This window comes from Thermococcus coalescens (assembly GCF_055392585.1).
Genome location: NZ_AP043764.1, coordinates 1,288,755 through 1,304,467, shown reverse-complemented (window position 1 = coordinate 1,304,467; position 15,713 = coordinate 1,288,755). Strand labels below are relative to the sequence as shown.

Annotated in this window: 16 protein-coding genes and 2 tRNA genes; 10 read left to right on the top strand and 8 right to left on the bottom strand. The window is 54.1% G+C overall.

The window, feature by feature from the left end; all coding sequences use genetic code 11:
• Nucleotides 1-60: 60 nt before the first annotated feature.
• The 4 genes from ACZ5M3_RS07190 (at nucleotide 61) to ACZ5M3_RS07175 (ending at nucleotide 4,380) form a co-directional block, all read left to right on the top strand.
• Nucleotides 61-137 (top strand) — tRNA-Phe (locus tag ACZ5M3_RS07190).
• Between the two features lie 10 nt (nucleotides 138-147).
• A tRNA-Gly gene (locus ACZ5M3_RS07185) sits at nucleotides 148-225 on the top strand.
• 372 nt (nucleotides 226-597) lie between these two features.
• Entirely contained in the window at nucleotides 598-2,571 is a 1,974-nt protein-coding gene (locus ACZ5M3_RS07180) for a S8 family serine peptidase (RefSeq protein WP_464839010.1), read from the top strand.
• A 42-nt stretch (nucleotides 2,572-2,613) separates the two neighbouring features.
• On the top strand, nucleotides 2,614-4,380 hold the full coding sequence (locus ACZ5M3_RS07175) for a hypothetical protein (RefSeq protein WP_464840800.1): 1,767 nt from the start codon (nucleotides 2,614-2,616) through the stop codon (nucleotides 4,378-4,380).
• On the opposite strand, the gene ACZ5M3_RS07170 is transcribed toward ACZ5M3_RS07175, so the two are convergent.
• Together ACZ5M3_RS07170 and bpsA are read right to left on the bottom strand one after the other, a co-directional pair.
• Nucleotides 4,369-5,049, bottom strand: a complete 681-nt coding sequence (locus tag ACZ5M3_RS07170; protein ID WP_464839009.1) for a nucleotidyltransferase domain-containing protein — start codon at nucleotides 5,047-5,049, stop codon at nucleotides 4,369-4,371. The genes ACZ5M3_RS07175 and ACZ5M3_RS07170 overlap by 12 nt on opposite strands.
• Nucleotides 5,046-6,101 (bottom strand): N(4)-bis(aminopropyl)spermidine synthase, encoded by a 1,056-nt coding sequence (gene bpsA / locus ACZ5M3_RS07165; protein WP_464839008.1) that lies wholly within the window; start codon nucleotides 6,099-6,101, stop codon nucleotides 5,046-5,048. Before bpsA ends, ACZ5M3_RS07170 begins: the two co-directional genes overlap by 4 nt.
• Nucleotides 6,102-6,209: 108 nt before the next feature.
• Here bpsA and ACZ5M3_RS07160 point away from each other — a divergent pair, with 108 nt between their 5' ends.
• From ACZ5M3_RS07160 to ACZ5M3_RS07150, 3 genes are all read left to right on the top strand, one after another.
• Nucleotides 6,210-6,950, top strand: coding sequence for an ATPase (locus ACZ5M3_RS07160; RefSeq protein ID WP_464839007.1), 741 nt, complete (start codon nucleotides 6,210-6,212; stop codon nucleotides 6,948-6,950).
• A 63-nt stretch (nucleotides 6,951-7,013) separates the two neighbouring features.
• Complete coding sequence (locus ACZ5M3_RS07155) at nucleotides 7,014-7,544, top strand: metal-sulfur cluster assembly factor (RefSeq protein ID WP_464839006.1); 531 nt, start codon at nucleotides 7,014-7,016, stop codon at nucleotides 7,542-7,544.
• A gap of 131 nt (nucleotides 7,545-7,675) precedes the next feature.
• On the top strand, nucleotides 7,676-7,879 hold the full coding sequence (locus ACZ5M3_RS07150) for a ferredoxin (RefSeq protein WP_088865231.1): 204 nt from the start codon (nucleotides 7,676-7,678) through the stop codon (nucleotides 7,877-7,879).
• 122 nt (nucleotides 7,880-8,001) lie between these two features.
• Here the strand turns inward: ACZ5M3_RS07150 and ACZ5M3_RS07145 are convergent, their stop codons facing one another.
• Nucleotides 8,002-9,174 (bottom strand): nicotinate phosphoribosyltransferase, encoded by a 1,173-nt coding sequence (locus ACZ5M3_RS07145; protein WP_464839005.1) that lies wholly within the window; start codon nucleotides 9,172-9,174, stop codon nucleotides 8,002-8,004.
• A gap of 93 nt (nucleotides 9,175-9,267) precedes the next feature.
• Between ACZ5M3_RS07145 and ACZ5M3_RS07140 the strand changes: the two genes are divergently transcribed.
• From ACZ5M3_RS07140 to ACZ5M3_RS07130, 3 genes are read left to right on the top strand one after another with little or no spacing between them, the layout of a single operon-like run.
• Nucleotides 9,268-9,753, top strand: a complete 486-nt coding sequence (locus ACZ5M3_RS07140; RefSeq protein ID WP_464839004.1) for a flavodoxin domain-containing protein — start codon at nucleotides 9,268-9,270, stop codon at nucleotides 9,751-9,753.
• Nucleotides 9,750-10,298 carry a TetR/AcrR family transcriptional regulator gene (locus ACZ5M3_RS07135; protein WP_464839003.1) on the top strand — a complete coding sequence of 183 codons (549 nt, stop codon included), beginning with the start codon at nucleotides 9,750-9,752 and terminating at the stop codon, nucleotides 10,296-10,298. Before ACZ5M3_RS07140 ends, ACZ5M3_RS07135 begins: the two co-directional genes overlap by 4 nt.
• 2 nt (nucleotides 10,299-10,300) lie before the next feature.
• A complete protein-coding gene (locus ACZ5M3_RS07130) occupies nucleotides 10,301-11,092 on the top strand; it encodes an SDR family NAD(P)-dependent oxidoreductase (protein ID WP_464839002.1) in 792 nt (263 codons plus the stop codon).
• A 42-nt stretch (nucleotides 11,093-11,134) separates the two neighbouring features.
• Here ACZ5M3_RS07130 and ACZ5M3_RS07125 read toward each other — a convergent pair whose 3' ends face one another.
• From ACZ5M3_RS07125 to ACZ5M3_RS07105, 5 genes are all read right to left on the bottom strand, one after another.
• The gene (locus ACZ5M3_RS07125) at nucleotides 11,135-12,184 is read right to left on the bottom strand and encodes a hypothetical protein (RefSeq protein ID WP_464839001.1); all 1,050 of its coding nucleotides are present in this window, start codon (nucleotides 12,182-12,184) and stop codon (nucleotides 11,135-11,137) included.
• A 92-nt stretch (nucleotides 12,185-12,276) separates the two neighbouring features.
• Nucleotides 12,277-12,579, bottom strand: coding sequence for a hypothetical protein (locus ACZ5M3_RS07120; protein WP_464839000.1), 303 nt, complete (start codon nucleotides 12,577-12,579; stop codon nucleotides 12,277-12,279).
• A gap of 19 nt (nucleotides 12,580-12,598) precedes the next feature.
• Entirely contained in the window at nucleotides 12,599-13,660 is a 1,062-nt protein-coding gene (locus ACZ5M3_RS07115; protein WP_464838999.1) for a hypothetical protein, read from the bottom strand.
• A gap of 11 nt (nucleotides 13,661-13,671) precedes the next feature.
• The gene (locus tag ACZ5M3_RS07110; protein ID WP_464838998.1) at nucleotides 13,672-14,544 is read right to left on the bottom strand and encodes a DUF4855 domain-containing protein; all 873 of its coding nucleotides are present in this window, start codon (nucleotides 14,542-14,544) and stop codon (nucleotides 13,672-13,674) included.
• A 153-nt stretch (nucleotides 14,545-14,697) separates the two neighbouring features.
• Nucleotides 14,698-15,597, bottom strand: coding sequence for an MBL fold metallo-hydrolase (locus ACZ5M3_RS07105; RefSeq protein ID WP_464840799.1), 900 nt, complete (start codon nucleotides 15,595-15,597; stop codon nucleotides 14,698-14,700).
• Between the last annotated feature and the right edge of the window lie 116 nt (nucleotides 15,598-15,713).

Below are 15,713 nucleotides of genomic sequence, written 5' to 3'. Positions count from 1 at the left end.
GTTCCCTTTCGGCCCACCGCAAGATTTATAAATTCGCCTTCTACCCTATCCATTGGGCGTGGGGCGGTAGCTCAGCCTGGGAGAGCGCCGGACTGAAGATCCGGGTGTCGGGGGTTCAAATCCCCCTCGCCCCACCACTTCTCGCGTGCGGTGGTAGTCTAGCCTGGTCTAGGACACCGGCCTTCCAAGCCGGTGACCCGGGTTCAAATCCCGGCCACCGCACCACAACCTGTTCTTGAAGTTCAGTCAAACGGAAGGATTCCGAAGGAGAAGCTCAAGGAACTTGGAATGGAGGAGTTCTGAATCCTCTCTCGTTTTACTTTATTGTACCTTTCAGTTCTGAAACCCGGCGTGCATCCCGTGTCGTAACGTCCCAAAATATGCTCTTTTGTTGCAGTTTTTCCGGCCTACAACTTACGATTTGTTGTGTTTAATATTTACGAATGAGTCCAAAAAAATTTCTCCATCAATAGCATATGCAATAATACGTTTTAAAATCGAAAGGTTTATATTGCCAATGCCCAAGATGGTGCTTCGATGACGGGCACAGTGCCCCGATGCCATAACAAATCAGACCGTGAATTGAGGTGTTCAGGAATGAAGGGATGGAAGGCTGTTGTATTGGCCCTTTTCCTGATAGGCATTATAGCCGGAATGGCAGCCGCAGCACCAACGAAGCCCGTCGTTCGGAATAACGGCATCCAGCAGAAGAACTACGGACTGATGACTCCCGGGCTGTTCAAGAAGGTGCAGGGGATGGACTGGAACCAGCAGGTCAGCACCGTGATAATGTTCGACAGCCCGCGGAGCAGGGACTCCGCCCTCAGAATACTGAAGCTCATGGGCGCTGAAATCAAGTACAGTTACAGGATAATCCCCGCCGTTGCGGTCAAGATGAAGGTCAGGGACCTTCTGCTCATCGCCGGCATGATCGACACCGGGTTCTTCGGCAACACCAAGGTCTCGGGAATAAAGTTCATCCAGGAGGACTACAAGGTCCAGGTTTCGGACGCCACCTCCGTTTCTCAGATACAAGCCGACACCGTCTGGAACTCTCTCGGTTACGATGGCAGCGGTATCGTTGTTGCGGTTATCGATACCGGTATAGACGCGAGCCACCCCGACCTTCAGGGCAAGGTCGTGGCATGGTACGATGTCGTCAACGGCAAGACCACCCCCTACGATGACAACGGCCACGGAACCCACGTCGCCGGCATCATCGCCGGAACCGGCGCTGTCAACTCCCAGTACATCGGCGTCGCCCCCGGAGCGAAGCTCGTCGGCGTCAAGGTTCTCGCCGCCGACGGTTCGGGAAGCATATCCGACATCATAGCCGGCGTCGACTGGGTCGTCCAGAACAAGGACAAGTATGGAATCAAGGTCATCAACCTCTCCCTCGGCTCAAGCCAGAGCTCCGACGGCACGGACTCCCTGAGCCAGGCCGTTAACAACGCCTGGGCGGCTGGCCTCGTCGTCTGTGTCGCCGCCGGAAACAGCGGGCCCAACACCTATACCGTCGGCTCCCCGGCCGCCGCCGACAAGGTCATAACGGTCGGTGCCGTTGACAGCACAGACACCATAGCCAGCTTCTCCAGCAGGGGGCCAACTGCCGACGGCAGGCTCAAGCCGGAAGTCGTCGCCCCGGGTGTTGACATCATCGCCCCGAGGGCCAGCGGAACCAGCATGGGCACCCCCATCGACAACTACTACACCAAGGCCTCAGGTACGAGCATGGCCACCCCGCACGTTGCCGGTGCCGCAGCCCTCGTACTCCAGGCCCACCCGACATGGAGTCCGGACAAGATAAAGACCGCCTTCATCGAGACCGCCGATATAGTGGCCCCGACCGAGATAGCGGACATCGCCTACGGTGCCGGTAGGATAAACGTCTACAAGGCCATAAACTACGACAACTACGCCAAGCTCGTCTTCACCGGTTCGGTCGCCGACAAGGGAAGCGCCACCCACTCCTTCGACGTCAGCGGCGCCACCTTCGTCACGGCCACGCTCTACTGGGACAACAGCGCCAGCGACCTCGACCTCTACCTCTACGATCCCAACGGCAACCAGGTGGACTACTCCTACACCCAGTACTACGGCTTCGAGAAGGTCGGCTACTACAACCCGACCGCCGGAACCTGGACGGTCAAAGTCGTCAGCTACAGCGGTGCGGCAAACTACCAGGTCGACGTCGTCAGTGACGGCACCCTCAGCCAGTCGAGCGGAACCACCCCGGCCCCGAGCCCAAGCCCGACTCCGACCACCGACAGCCAGACCTTCACCGGCTCCGTCCACGACTTCTGGGACACCAGCGACAGCTTCACCATGACCGTCAACAGCGGGGCAACTAAGATAACCGGAGACCTGACCTTCGACACCAGCCTCCACGACCTCGACCTCTACCTCTACGACCCCAACGGCAACCTCGTTGACCGCTCCGAGAGCTACAACAGCTACGAGCACGTCGAATACCTCAACCCGGCACCGGGAACCTGGAAGTTCCTCGTCTACGCCTACAGCACCTCCGGCTGGGCCAGCTACCAGCTCGACGTCGTCGTCTACTACGGATGAAGGTTTTTAACATCTTTTTCTTTTCTTCTTGAGGTGGTTGAAATGAGGAGAATTCTCGGGGCAGCGCTCATCCTGATGATCATCGGATTATCCCTCCCGATGGGGAGTGCTAAAATCGAGCCGTACGTTTACAAGCCCACCGTTCCCGAAACCGCCTTTGCGGTTCTTGCCCTTTATCAAACGGGGGACTACGATAAGGTTCTTGAGGGGTGCGAATGGCTCGTGGCCTTGAAGACGCCCTTCGATTCATGGGGGATGGCCTATGGGGGAGAGCACATGGCGAAGTACACCGCGATGGCCATGCTGGCCCTCATGCGCGGTGAAAACATCGCAAGGGGCCGTTACCGCGATGTTCTCAACGGCGCCGCATACTGGCTGATATACAAGCAGAACCCCGACGGCTCGTGGGAGGACTACACCGGGACGGCGCTTGCGGTCATCGCGCTCAGGAAATTCCTGAACGGCTACATCAACGAAAACCTCACGGGATTCGAAAAGCAGGTGAAGGAGGCCATAAACCGCGGGGAGGGCTGGCTGATAGGGGCCGAGCCAAAGACAGATACAGAGAGGATATTCGGCTACCTGGCCCTTGGAAAAAAGGACGAACTTGAAAAGATGGCCGCCGAAGGCGAGCTGAAAGCCTACCGCGCCTTTGCCCTGGCCTACCTCGGGGAGAAGGTTGAGCTCAGCGGCGATTTTGAATCCACCGTGGCCACGGCCATGGCACTCTACGCAACGGGAGATGAGAAATACCGCAGGGAACTGATCAAAAAGGAGCACTTCGGGTTCTGGGGCGTCCTCCGCTACCGCGTTCTCGACCTGCTGAGCGTCTCCAAGATTGGGGGCTTCGAAGGCCTGAGGGGCGTCGCGTGCCCATACCTTGGGAAGATAACCCCTGGGGACGACTGGGAACGGGTAATCCTGGCCGATTACTACCTGCTCTGCAACATGACCCCAGAGCTCCCCTCCAGCTATTCGGGACTGTTTCCGTGGCAGGTAGCCGAGATCGCCAGGATAAAAGCCCTCCTCGGGGAAGACTACTCGGACGAGGTGGGTTATCTACTAAGCACCGTCAGGAACGGCGTCTGGAAGGACTTCTACAACACCGAGTACGTGGTGTGGGTGCTACGGGAGCTGAACGTCAGCCACGACTACGGCGCCTCCCTGAGCTACCTCTCAAACAACCTCACCTGGATGCTCAAAACGAATGACCCAAAAACCGGAAACCCCGTTTACTACACCATCCCAACGTACTACTTCGCCTATGCCCTCATAGTCTTCAGCGAGTTCGGGATGGAGAATGAACTCAACGAAACCCTGAACCTGCTCGCGGAAAGGCAGTATCCCAACGGCGCGTTCCCCTACACCCAGGGCTCAGTGGCAGGCATAACATCGACGGCGAAGGCAGTGTGGGCACTCCAAGAGGCCGGACTTACTGAAACAGAGCTTTACGAGAAAGGCGTTTCCTTCCTCAGGAACCTCCTCTACGCCAATATACCGGAGCTTGAAGTGAAAGACGGAACCGTCAGGCTGACCAACGCCACCTTCCTGTTGATTCGGGATGGAAGGTACGTCGGAAACATGACGGGCGAGGCCAGGGTGTCCGAACTGGACGGGTACGTGATGATATATCCCCCTCAAAATCCACTGATGATAAAGGCCCATGCAGTTAAAGGCTTTAGGGCGGTAGAACCCAAAGGGAGAAACGAGGGAATAACATACGTCTACATCGGGACCGGGGCAGTGTTGGTAGCCCTTGCGGTCGTTACCGCGTTGAAGGGAAGGCGGGGAAAGAAGTCACGGAAGTGAGTTTCGTTTTTTCATTTTTTCCACCCTGGAGATTATGAACGTTCTCAAAAACTCTTCGCCGAACTCCATTCTCCTTCCGGAGAGATAAGAACGGTAGATTTTGACCGCTTCTTCATCCCCAAGTTCCTCAAGCTTTTTCAGGACGTCCCCCTTTCTCAGGCCCGAGCCTTTTAGAAACGCCATCAGTCTGGCTGTCTCGCCCGCGAGAACGTGGAGCATCTTGGGATTTCCAGAGAAGCACTCAAGATTGCGCAGGATACCCTCCAGCCTCACGGGGAGAATATCCGCAACCCGGTATTCGGGCAAAAGCTCGGCCACGTCTTTGCCGATAATCACGCGGTGGTTCTCCCTGAAATCGGCCTGGTAAATCGTGAGGAACTTGTAGGGGTAGCCGAGGTTGAGGGGGTCGCGGAGGTTGGAGAGCCACTCCCACGCTATGTCGACCTCAACGGGTTTGAGGTGTTCGGTGCACCCCTCTAGAACCGGCCTTATTTTTGAAAGCACATCCTCCGGCTTGACACCGTCTTCAAGGACAGCAAAGAAATCGACATCGCTCGTCCCCGGAAGGAAGTCTCCCCTGGCAAGGGAGCCGTAGAGGATTAGAGAATAAAGGCCGGGAACCCGGCAGAGCTTTTGCCTCACACATTCTATGAGGCCTTCAACCTTCATGTCGTCGAGGCCTCTTCGTCGTTGTAGAGCTCGTCGCCAATCTCTATCTTTTCCTCGAAGCCCTTCGAGCCCTCAAGGGTCTGAATCCTGAACATGTAGCTCTTGTACCAGTTGTAGCTCGGTTTAACCTTGACCGGCAGGAGCTTCCAGGCGCGCGTTTCCTCCTCATAACCCCAGTTGACGTACTCGTTGAAGTTCCTGATGATGTCGGTGATTACAACGCCGAACTCGTTGAGGAGAACCCTCTGGATTTCCCTCCACTTATCGAGGGAGCTCTCACGCCTCGTTATGCCGAAGTAGCCGGCGCAGCCGGGCCCCTTGAGGGTCGCTATTCCCCTGCCGACGAAGGCCCTTATCGCCTCAACCGTCTCGGGCGGGTCGGTGATGAAGGTGTCGAACTTGTGGAGCGCGTAGTCCGGGAGCGGCTCCCTCAGGTCGAAGGTGAACATCTCGATGTCCTCGTATCCGAGCTCGTCTGCCGTCTTCTCGATGAACCTAACGAGCCTCTCATCGATGTCGAGGACGGCTATCCTCTTCGGCAGGCCGCTGAGCATCAGCGCTATGCTCGTGAGGTCGTCGTCGCCGAGGACGAAGACCTCCTTGTTCTCGAGGTCGCCCCTCGTGTGCATCAGGGCGATCCTGGCGACGGTGGTCTCAGGGGTAACGTAGGCCTGGTCAAAGTCGTGCTTCGGCTGCGGGCGGTTCCTGACTATCTCCCTAAACTGCTCAAGGAGGTCGCTGAAGGCTGAGAGCTCGACGGTCTTGCCCTCACAGTGGGCGCAGGTGTAGTCCCTCCTGGCGCCTATTCCATACTTCTCCACCAGCTTCCTGCCGCTCTGGGTGAGGACGACGCTCGGGCCGTCGAAAGTCACGTATCCGAGCTCGTGGAGGGCGGTAATAACAGCAACCACGAGCGGAAGCGGTTCCTCGCTGAGGTCAACTATTCTCCAGACGTCTCCACTCGCCTGGACGGCGCTCAGAACGTTCTCGACGGTTCTCTCGTAAACGGGGATGCTCGTCTTCTCCCTGACCTTTTCCACTATCTCCCTCATCGCAAGCACCTCCAGAAGCATCTTTTGTTCGCGGACGGGGTTAAGGTAGGCCTCTTTTAAGGTTTTCCCAGCGGCAAGTTTAATAAACCATCCACCGATTGTCCCCCGATGATAGGGCCGGTTGGAGAAGACTTCATCAAAAGGTACCGCCTCGGGTACAACCTCGAAGCCCTTGAAAGGGTTAGGGGAGATATCGGCGAAGACGCCTACTCCCGCCTGAGGGCCCTGATAGAGTACCGCCTTTACGGGAAGGAGTTTGACCGTTCACCCATTGACGTGAAGGTAGCCCTCGCCTTTTCTGCAGGTTCCGACAGCACGGCCTCCCTCAAAATCCTCCGCTGGGCCGGCTTCGACGTCGTCCCCGTGATGGCAAAGCTCCCGCAGATGAGGGAGCCGGTTCTTCTCAACGCCATGACGCAGGGTGCGGTTTTCGTCGAGATACCGGGGTACATGGACGAGATGAAGGAACAGATAAGGAAGGGAGCACCCGTCTGCGGCCGCTGTCATACGATGGTAATGCATGCCATCGAGGACTATGCCAGAGAGAAGGGGATAAAGATCGTAGCGAGCGGTGACCTGCTGAGCTCCGGCCTCATATCGATCTACAAAAAGGACGACCTCGTGGTGCTCAACTTTCCGGCGTTTCTCGCCCTCGACAAGGGCGAGGCGATAGCGACCCTCGGGAGAAAGTACGCCCTGGGCTTCGGCTGCACCCTGTGGAAGTCCGCGGCGAAGAACTCACCGGTTCTGAAGAGGTACGGCATCCAGAGGGTTCTGAGGGAGCTGAGGGCGAGGGCACTCACTCCAGAGATGGCGGAGAGACTCATATTCGACATACTATCCCAGTAGTTACCCATTTCTGACCCAAAAGGTTTAAATGTGTCTCTCTGAACTCCACCCAGGTGGTGAAAAATGATCACAAAGGAAGACGTTGAGAGAACCGTTAAGGGGATAGTTGATGAGAAGTTTGTCAAATCCATAGAGGTTGATGAAAAGGGCAATGTGACGGTCACCCTATCAAAGGACACGCCGGACATTGACGAGGTGCTCATAAAGCTCAACACGGAGCTCGGAAAGATCGAGGGAGTCGGCACCATAACGATAAACCGCGAGAGGGAAAAGAAGGCCGAAGAAAACGTCGAGCTGAGCAAGGACATGATACTGGAAAAGCTCAAGGAGGTCATAGACCCCGAGATAGGGGTTGACGTCGTCAACCTCGGCCTCATCTACGAGCTTGAGATAAGACCCGACAACACCGTCTACGTCAAGATGACGATGACCACCCCGGGCTGTCCGCTCACCATGTGGATTCTCCGGGCGGTGGAGGACAAGATACTTGAAGTCCCGGGCGTTAAGGACGCCGAAATCGAGCTTACCTTCGACCCGCCCTGGAATCCCGAGATGATAAGCGAGGAGTACAAAAAAAGGCTGGGGCTTTTCTGACCCATCTTGTCAACTTTTGTTCATCAAAGAGCCTGTTCCCTCTTTTTTCCACGAATCTTCGCCATCCGACGCCCATTTTTCCGACGAAAAGTTTATATTCCTCGGAGTTCATCTAACTCCGGTGATGTTCCATGGCGTGGAAGGTTAGGGTTGACCAGGACGTTTGTATCGGAGATGCCATCTGTGCCAGCCTCTGCCCGGACGTCTTCGAGATGAACGACGAGGGCAAGAGCGTTCCTATCGTCGAGGTTATCGAGGACGAGAACCTCTACAACTGCGCCGTTGAGGCCGCCGAGGCCTGTCCGGTCAGCTGTATCTACATTGAGGAGGCTTGAAGCCTCTTCTTTTTCCTTCTCATTGACCGTGTGCGTTTCTAAAGTGTTCGTGTTATCCCTGCAGGCTGCGCTGACTTCGCCTTTTGCCCCATTGAGGAGAAAAGGAGAAACCCAAAAGGGGATCAATCGAGCGTCAGGTTGAACTTCTTCGCCTGCTCCAGCACGTATTCCCTTATCTCGCGCGCCTTCGGCAGCTCCGCGACTATCTCACCGTTCTCGATGAGCGGCCTGAGGAGGGGTTCGATCTTCGCACCGCAGACCGGACAGCGTTCGAGCTTTTTGTCGGCCGGAACGCGGTGGTAGTGGCCGTTCTCACAGCGGTATATCTGCTTCCTCCCGCTGAGCTTGCCGCGCTTGGTAATGGGCTTCCCCTCAATCTCCACTATGTCGAGCGAGAAGTCCACCGGTTTGGCGCTCGCTATTGAGCCGCCAACTCCGAAGGCGTCCGCGACGTCCACTACCTCCCTTATGCTGTTCTCGTCCAGACCGCCGCTGACGAAGATTTTGACGCGGTTGTGGCCCCTCAGGTCGAGCTCCCAGCGAACCTCCTCGATTATCCTCCTGAAGCTGCCCCTCCTTGAGCTTGGCGTGTCGAGCCTGACTGCCGTCAGCCTCTCGCCGAGGGCCTCGGCCGCCATCAGAGCCTCGAACTTTTCATCGCAGAGGGTATCGACCAGGGCGGTTCTGGGAACCTCCGGTTCAACGACATCGTCGAAGTACTTCCAGGCCCTCACCTGGTCGCCAACGACGAGGATGAGGGCGTGGGGCATCGTACCGACGGGCTTCTCCCCCATCATCTCCGCCCCGAGGACGCCGCTGACACCGTCACAGCCGCCTATGAACGCCGAGCGGTCTATCATAGGTGCTATCGCTGGGTGCATGTGCCTTATGCCGAAGGAGTACACGGGCTTGAAGTCGGCCGCTATCTTTGTCCTGAGTGCGGCGGTGGCTATGCCCGTGGCCTGGCTGAGCATTCCGAGCAAAGCCGTCTCGTAGATCCCGAACTCCTCGTAGTAGCCCTCTATCTGGAGGACAGGCTCGTAGGGGTGGAATACCGTCCCCTCCGGCATCGCGTAGACGTTCACAGGGAGGCCTTCAAGGAGCCTCGCGACCTCCTCTATCCCCGCCAGGACGCCCCACTTCCATCCCTTTGGAAGGCTGGTGGTGGTGACGTCGGCGAAAACCTTCCTGTGGATACCCTTCTCCACGAGTATCTTCCGCGTCCTGATGAAGTAAACGTCCGTGGTCTTTCCGGCTTTGATATCGTCCTCGTGGGCTATGTAGAAGTCCCTCATTTCTCCTCACCTGATAGGGGGTTCTCGGAGGAGAATTTAAGGCTTTCCGGGAAAGGGTTATAAGGTTAAAAAACCGACCAGTCGGTAGGTGAAATGATGAAAGTCTGCATCGTCTATGAGTCCCGAAGAGGGTCCACGGAGAAGGTAGCTAGGGCGATGGCCGAAGCCGTCGGTGAGGGGGCAGATGTCAGGGTCCTCAGAGCCTCTGACAATCCCGATGTTGAGGACTATGACCTTGTAATCGTCGGGGCACCCATCTACTACGAGCGCCCCCTTCCAGAAGTCAAAGAATTCCTGCTCTCAAAGAAGGGCCTGGATGGGAAGCATGTAGCCGTTTTCATACTCTGCATAGCGGACAGGTTTGGAAAGCTCGGAAAGAGGTACACCGAAAGGCGGTACCTGAGGATGATGACGGAGAACATCAGGGGCAGGATAATAGCTGTCAAGGTTCTCGACGGCTGGATACTCGATGAAAATCCGAAGACAGTAGCGGAGGCAAGTGATTGGATAAAACGGGTTCTAGATGCCTTTGAAGAGGGAAGGGAGCTTGGAACAGAGCATCCGGAGGGGGAACGATGAGAAAACTTGGGACCAAAAAACGAATAATAGAGGCCGCCCTTGAACTGTTCAGTGAGAAGTCCTATCACGACGTTTCTATGGAGGAGATAGCAAGAAAAGCCGGTATCTCAAAGGGAGGCCTTTTCCACCACTTTCCGAGCAAATATGATCTCGCAAGGGCGGTTCTGTTTACGCTCCTCGACAAATGGCTGGAGAACCTCAACGGCCGGCTGGAAGGGCTTTCGGGGGAGGAGAAGCTTAGAACCCTGATCGATGCGGCTTTCGGACTGATAACGACCAGCCCAAAGCTTTCACGCTTCTTCCTTGAGCTGTACGAGGAGAGCCTCAAACTCAACAGAACCAGCGACTGGGATGAGTTCTACGAGAGGTACACGGGCCCGGTTTCTGATGTGCTCAGAGAAGCCGGGGTAGATGAGCCGGAAAAGAAAGCACTTCTCCTTGGAGCGCTGGTTGACGGTTTGGCCCTGCATCACCTTCTCTCGGGCGGCAAACTGTTCAACGTCGATGAGATGAAGATGGAGGTTCTAAGGATTATGGGGGTATGAGCATGGAGAAATCGCTGGGTGAGCTCCTCTCCCTGAGGGAAAGGCGGGCCTTGATTACCGGCGCGGCTTCGGGAATAGGCAGGGCGACCGCTTTACGGTTTGCCGAGGCCGGGGCCAACCTTGAGCTGGTTGACCTCAACGAGTCCGGGCTGGAGGAGACGAAGGAACTCGCCGGAAAGTTTGGGGTTGAGATCAACCTCCACCGCATTGACCTCTCCCGGAAGGTCGAGATAGACGCCCTCTGGGAAATCCTTAAGGGCCGGGAGCCGGATATACTGGTCAACAACGCGGGGGTTTACTGGTTCAGGGACTTCACCGAGGTCGATGAGGCCTTTTACGAGAAGGCCATGGCCATCAACCTCCACTCCGTCTTCTGGATGTGCCAGCACTTCGTGAGGGCGAGGAAGGACAGAGGAGGAGTGATAATCAACGTGGGCTCCATAGAGGCCTTCCTGCCCTTTGCGAAGGGCCTCGTCCACTACGATGCCGCCAAGCTTGGCGTGGTCGCGATAACAAGGGCCATAGCAAGGGAGTACGGGAAGAAAATAAGGGCGAACGTCATTGTGCCCGGCGGGATAGAGACAGAGGGCGTGAGGAAGCTCAAGAAGGAGGCCATAATGAGGCTCGACATGGAGAAGATAAGCATCTCCTTCAACTTCAACGCGAGGCTTCCGATGGGTCGCTTCGGTCAGCCCGACGAGGTGGCCAGGGTTATACTCTTTCTGGCAAGCGATCTGGCGAGCTACGTAAACGGGGCTGTAGTTCCTGTGGACGGTGGCTTCCTGTCAACCTGAGGTTTTCCCTGGATTATGGATGAATCCGGAGTTCATTCCCCCTCAAGCCTTCCTCCTCATGAGGAGAACACCGATGACCAGCCCGATCCCGACTCCAATTAGGGCTGCAAAGAGGTTACTCATAGGACTCTGAGTCTGTTGTGCTTTTGTTTGGGAGTATTTACTCCGATACATTTTGCATGGTGAAATTGTAAAAGTCTCAACGCTCTCGTTTAGCCTCAAATGGGGGAGCTGGAATTGAAGGAGCGAAAAGGCCATCATCGTATTGCTCTGAAGGCTGTATCTGGAAACGACGTACTCCGGCTTCCGCGGGGGGTCTATACCGTTCGAGATTACCTCCGCTTTTTCATTCCCGGGTTCGCTGATTACGACGTACCTCATGCGGCCCTTTTCCGGGAACATGACGATTTTGAGGTTTGCTGGATAGGCGTAAACCGCCTCGGGGTTGTCGATCGGGAAGCAGTAGTCCTCCCCCATCTTCCCTTTCGTGCAGTTTATCAGCCTCTGCGATGCCACGGTGATCGAAGTCAGGTTCCCGAGGAGCTTCGTTATCTCCCCTGCTGGAATCCTCCATGAGTAATCGGCCCAGCTGGCGCCGTAGGCAGGATCAACGTAGCTCACCGTGAAATTGGTGAAGAATGAATTTCCCTCCCTCCGGGCTTCAGAGACGATGCTCCAATCTCTGCCTTTCAGGTCTTGCTTTGGTGAAACCCAGATGCAGGAGCCGTTGAAGGCCAGATACGAGTTTTTTAATTTACTCCCGTTGACGTCGTGACCCAGAGAACGGAGGAAGGCTTCAAGCACTGGATTACTCTCTCCAAAGTCGAATCCGAAGTACCAGGTTTTTGACTTATCATCGTACAGAACGGTTGGGCTCCCTTTGCCGCCACCCTCGTAGAGCAGGTACGCCCCGGAGGAGTTGAGATAGAAAATGTAGGCTTCCCTACCTACCAGGTTGGTCTTGTTGTAGTTCCCCAGCATCAGAGCGGAGACATTGAACGCCTCGATGACGGGGAATAGGTACTCGGTGACTTGAACTTCTACGATTGAATCTATAGAGCCCACTAGAACCTTTGAGTGAACGTCAACCATTAACCCATTGCCCTCTGCCAGTGCTGAGGGATATGAGGATACAAGAAGCAAGAGGGACAGGAGAAGTATGGCCATTTTGAATTTCATTGTTTCTAACCCCTCCTCAAAATTATTGTTAAGGCAACTACAACAAGTACGGGGCTCCCCAAGATAACTGTTACTAAAGGGCTGTTACCTTCTGGCCTACCAGACAATGCCGAGGGCATCTTAGGGGTTATGTCATCGAACCTGCCGTTCTTGAAGGAGTACACCCTTTCACCGCTGAATACCAACCATTCCCCACAGCAAAAAGCCACCCGGTACTCGCGACCTTTATTGTGCTCCATGTCCAGCGCTGGGAGGGAGTTTATGAGATGGAGGAAAAGAGAGGAGCGCAGGTCACCACTCGGGGGCATGGGATACCACCCTGGCCTGTCACTTCCTCCGTAGGAAAACGAAGAACGTTACAGCGACTGCAAGAGCCAGAAGAGCGAGTGGTATTAATGATTCCCTGCGTACATGGTTTTTGTAGGACACTGGCTTGCTGGGATTTTCTTTTTCTGGACAGATAGGCACGTGAAAGGACTTGACATTTGGGGCAATGTCTATTGGTTCAGGATGACTTATATTAGTTGCTAAGGTATATTTGATTAGCGGCACGAAGAGAAAGCTTCCGTTTTTGCCGTAGAAGAGGGCGCCATATTCTGGGATATCTTCCTCGCTGGTGAAAGTAGCAACAGCTGAGTAGTAGTCTCCTTGAGTGCTGGGATCGAATCTTGCTGGCTTGATAAGGAAGTATTCCGGACTTTCAGTGTTTTTGAAGGCTCCCTCTATGGGCAAGACTATCAGGGTCTTGCCCCCGATTAGAGAATAGGCAGTCACACCATTGGCCGTTGTGTTCGGTCCGAAATACCTGTTCAAAACCGACTTGGGTACGGTAAAATAAAAACCAACGGACGATTTTTCAGTGGGAATGAATTCGATATATTTTTCATGATCCAGTGGATATGCCCAAGTATCCACCGCTGAAGTGACATTGTACAAAAGCAGAGTTGTGGGGAACAAACAGCGTTTATTAAAACGATAAAGTCCAATTGCCCTTCTCGGAGAGGCGTTAAAAGTAACCGCGCTGTGATCTAGCAGGAGGTACCATGAATCGTTGTAGTAGCCAACGATCGGGAAAATTTGGGACGGCGGGGATGTGTAAGGCAACATGGCCCCGTAAACTAGGTATGCACCGGAGGAGTTAACATAGAAAAGGTATTCGTAGTCAGGGGTGAAGACATCCTTTATGGATAAATTTATCTCTGAAAAGTTCATGTTTGAAGGCAGAGACAGATCGTACACGGAGACAAGGACAAAGGCGTCATCCCTACCAACGAAAGGTTTGGAGAACAGGACGATCCCCTCATAAGATGAGGCGGAACTGACTGGACTGCCTAAGACCAACAGGATAAATGAGAGGAACAGAAAAAGCTTAATTTTTCTAGATTTCATACTCTCACCTCTCAGATATAACCGTTACAATACTCTTTCATTGTTCGCACATTTTCTATGCTAATACCGTAGTAATACGCTTTATGTGGTAAATCCTTGGCGTAGTCCACATATTCACACGCTCGGTTCTTATAATGATCAGCAGTTCCTGTGTCATGTGAATTAACTCTACCATCACACTCGAGTTCCATGTAAAGATTATCCAGATTATACACATTTCTTAAGTGTAGTAGCACTTCGCTGTACCATTCGCCCAAATCTGAGGTTTTCCCCTGGTAATAATTGGGCTGAAGGAACACATAAGTGAAATAGTTGCCAATACTCTTTATATCCGTCCCATCCGGGTTGATACCACCATGAGCATAGGGTATCCAGATGAACTGCTGGCCCCAGTCCTTTATTTTTTCAGAGAGAGCACTGATATCCTCCTCGTAAACCACTGCCCTCACAGCCTGCCATGGAAATTCTAAGTTCCAGTAGAAACCCCTCTGCAGTCCGCCTGTGTTGGTGTATATGCCATCGATCCATCCTTTCCAGTAATCTATACCCCTAACCGCAGGCTTTATGGTGTAACTTGAGTTCTTAAAGAGTTCCCACTGTTCGTTATCGTCTTTAACGAGCACAGGAATTTCAATGAGATAAGGAAGCTCAGGATTCACCTCTTGCTCCAGCCATTGTGTCAGCCTCCTGCCGTCGTTATAGCCATCATCATAGGAGGAACCGCTCATTGGCATCTGTCCATACTTTGCGTTCTCACCGGTAGCGTGGAGGACTATCATGTAGTCGAATCCAAGGTCTCTCAGCCCCGAGAGCGGGATGTTAGTATCGAAAACCGCGTAGTCCCCGTACTGGGGCTTGAAATACCACAGTACATACTTCGCCATGATACCACCCAACTGAGTTGTTACTATTTATCCTCATAAATTTTTTGGATAGGACATTACGATGAGGACATAAAACCATGTTTTAAAAATAGCCTTTTGTGCTATAGTATCAAAACCAGACACAATTCAAAGAAAAGGAAGAGGAAATTTTGATTACAGCCTAAACGGAACCTCGGCTTCCTCCCCATTCTCGATCTTATGAAGCTCCCCCCTGTAGGCCTCAAGGGGTCTATCTTCGACCTTCAGATAGCCCGCAAAGGTCTTTGGCCTTTTCTCCAGCTCCTCGAAGAACTCGGGGTAACGCTTGTCCCTGACTATGTGGTGGTCGAGGACTATCTCGGCGCCCGTTTCCCGGATTATCTCGTTGAGATTTTTGATTCCTCTCTCCCAGCTCCCCTCGGCGCGCTTTCCAAGGTACGTTGGTGGCCCGCCGGTTATGAGGACGTCCGGGTTTTTCTCGACTATCCACTCGACGGCTCTGTGGTTCAAAAGCTGGATGTCGCTGGCGTGGATTACCCTTTTGCTTCCGTCATCAATGAGCGCCATCACAACAAAGCCGAGCTTTGAGCCTTCGCTCCCGTGGGGGACCGCCGGCGAGAACTCCAGGGTAACGCCGCCGAGGTCGAAGCTCCGTCCGTCGGCAAACTCTATTTTCTCGGCTATCGGCTCGGTGTTCTTGAGGAAGGCCCACGACCTCTTCCTCTGACTGAAGTTTATGTTCTCTTTAGGGTGCTTTATGAAGAGGAGCTTTCCTGAGTAAATTTCTCCAGCATACTCCTTGCTGGAGCTCTCGTAGAGTCCCTCAAAGAAAGGTGTATGGTGGTCGTAGTGGTAGTGAGAGATCGTTATCACGTCCGCTCTCCTCGCGTAGCCCTGGAGCTTTCTTCTCATTTTATGGAGGGTCTCAAGCTCGATTTCCGCTGGAGGAAGACCGTAGCGTTTTGGTCCAAGGGCGACACCGGGGTCGATGAGAATTTTTATTCCTCCAGCTTCCACGAAGGTCGCTAAACTTCTCACGCCGAGGCTTTCCGAGGCGAGGGGGATGATGCGCATCATACTCACCGATGTCATGATACAGTTTTTGGGCATAAAATTCTAGTGTCCCCATTACGATGCAATGGTTTTCATTGATCAAAAGTTCGTAGCTTAAGTAACACTATTTCATGAGG

What these genes read in the sequence shown, in the direction of transcription:
- ACZ5M3_RS07160 (WP_464839007.1), top strand. Translation starts at nt 6,210, where the DNA reads ATGATAGGGCCGGTTGGAGAAGACTTCATCAAAAGGTACCGCCTCGGG.
- ACZ5M3_RS07115 (WP_464838999.1), bottom strand. Translation starts at nt 13,660, where the DNA reads ATGAAATCTAGAAAAATTAAGCTTTTTCTGTTCCTCTCATTTATCCTG.
- ACZ5M3_RS07175 (WP_464840800.1), top strand. Translation starts at nt 2,614, where the DNA reads ATGAGGAGAATTCTCGGGGCAGCGCTCATCCTGATGATCATCGGATTA.
- ACZ5M3_RS07145 (WP_464839005.1), bottom strand. Translation starts at nt 9,174, where the DNA reads ATGAGGGACTTCTACATAGCCCACGAGGACGATATCAAAGCCGGAAAG.
- ACZ5M3_RS07120 (WP_464839000.1), bottom strand. Translation starts at nt 12,579, where the DNA reads ATGCCCCCGAGTGGTGACCTGCGCTCCTCTCTTTTCCTCCATCTCATA.
- bpsA (WP_464839008.1), bottom strand. Translation starts at nt 6,101, where the DNA reads ATGAGGGAGATAGTGGAAAAGGTCAGGGAGAAGACGAGCATCCCCGTT.
- ACZ5M3_RS07135 (WP_464839003.1), top strand. Translation starts at nt 9,750, where the DNA reads ATGAGAAAACTTGGGACCAAAAAACGAATAATAGAGGCCGCCCTTGAA.
- ACZ5M3_RS07130 (WP_464839002.1), top strand. Translation starts at nt 10,301, where the DNA reads ATGGAGAAATCGCTGGGTGAGCTCCTCTCCCTGAGGGAAAGGCGGGCC.
- ACZ5M3_RS07140 (WP_464839004.1), top strand. Translation starts at nt 9,268, where the DNA reads ATGATGAAAGTCTGCATCGTCTATGAGTCCCGAAGAGGGTCCACGGAG.
- ACZ5M3_RS07180 (WP_464839010.1), top strand. Translation starts at nt 598, where the DNA reads ATGAAGGGATGGAAGGCTGTTGTATTGGCCCTTTTCCTGATAGGCATT.
- ACZ5M3_RS07105 (WP_464840799.1), bottom strand. Translation starts at nt 15,597, where the DNA reads ATGCGCATCATCCCCCTCGCCTCGGAAAGCCTCGGCGTGAGAAGTTTA.
- ACZ5M3_RS07125 (WP_464839001.1), bottom strand. Translation starts at nt 12,184, where the DNA reads ATGGTTGACGTTCACTCAAAGGTTCTAGTGGGCTCTATAGATTCAATC.
- ACZ5M3_RS07155 (WP_464839006.1), top strand. Translation starts at nt 7,014, where the DNA reads ATGATCACAAAGGAAGACGTTGAGAGAACCGTTAAGGGGATAGTTGAT.
- ACZ5M3_RS07150 (WP_088865231.1), top strand. Translation starts at nt 7,676, where the DNA reads ATGGCGTGGAAGGTTAGGGTTGACCAGGACGTTTGTATCGGAGATGCC.
- ACZ5M3_RS07110 (WP_464838998.1), bottom strand. Translation starts at nt 14,544, where the DNA reads ATGGCGAAGTATGTACTGTGGTATTTCAAGCCCCAGTACGGGGACTAC.
- ACZ5M3_RS07170 (WP_464839009.1), bottom strand. Translation starts at nt 5,049, where the DNA reads ATGAAGGTTGAAGGCCTCATAGAATGTGTGAGGCAAAAGCTCTGCCGG.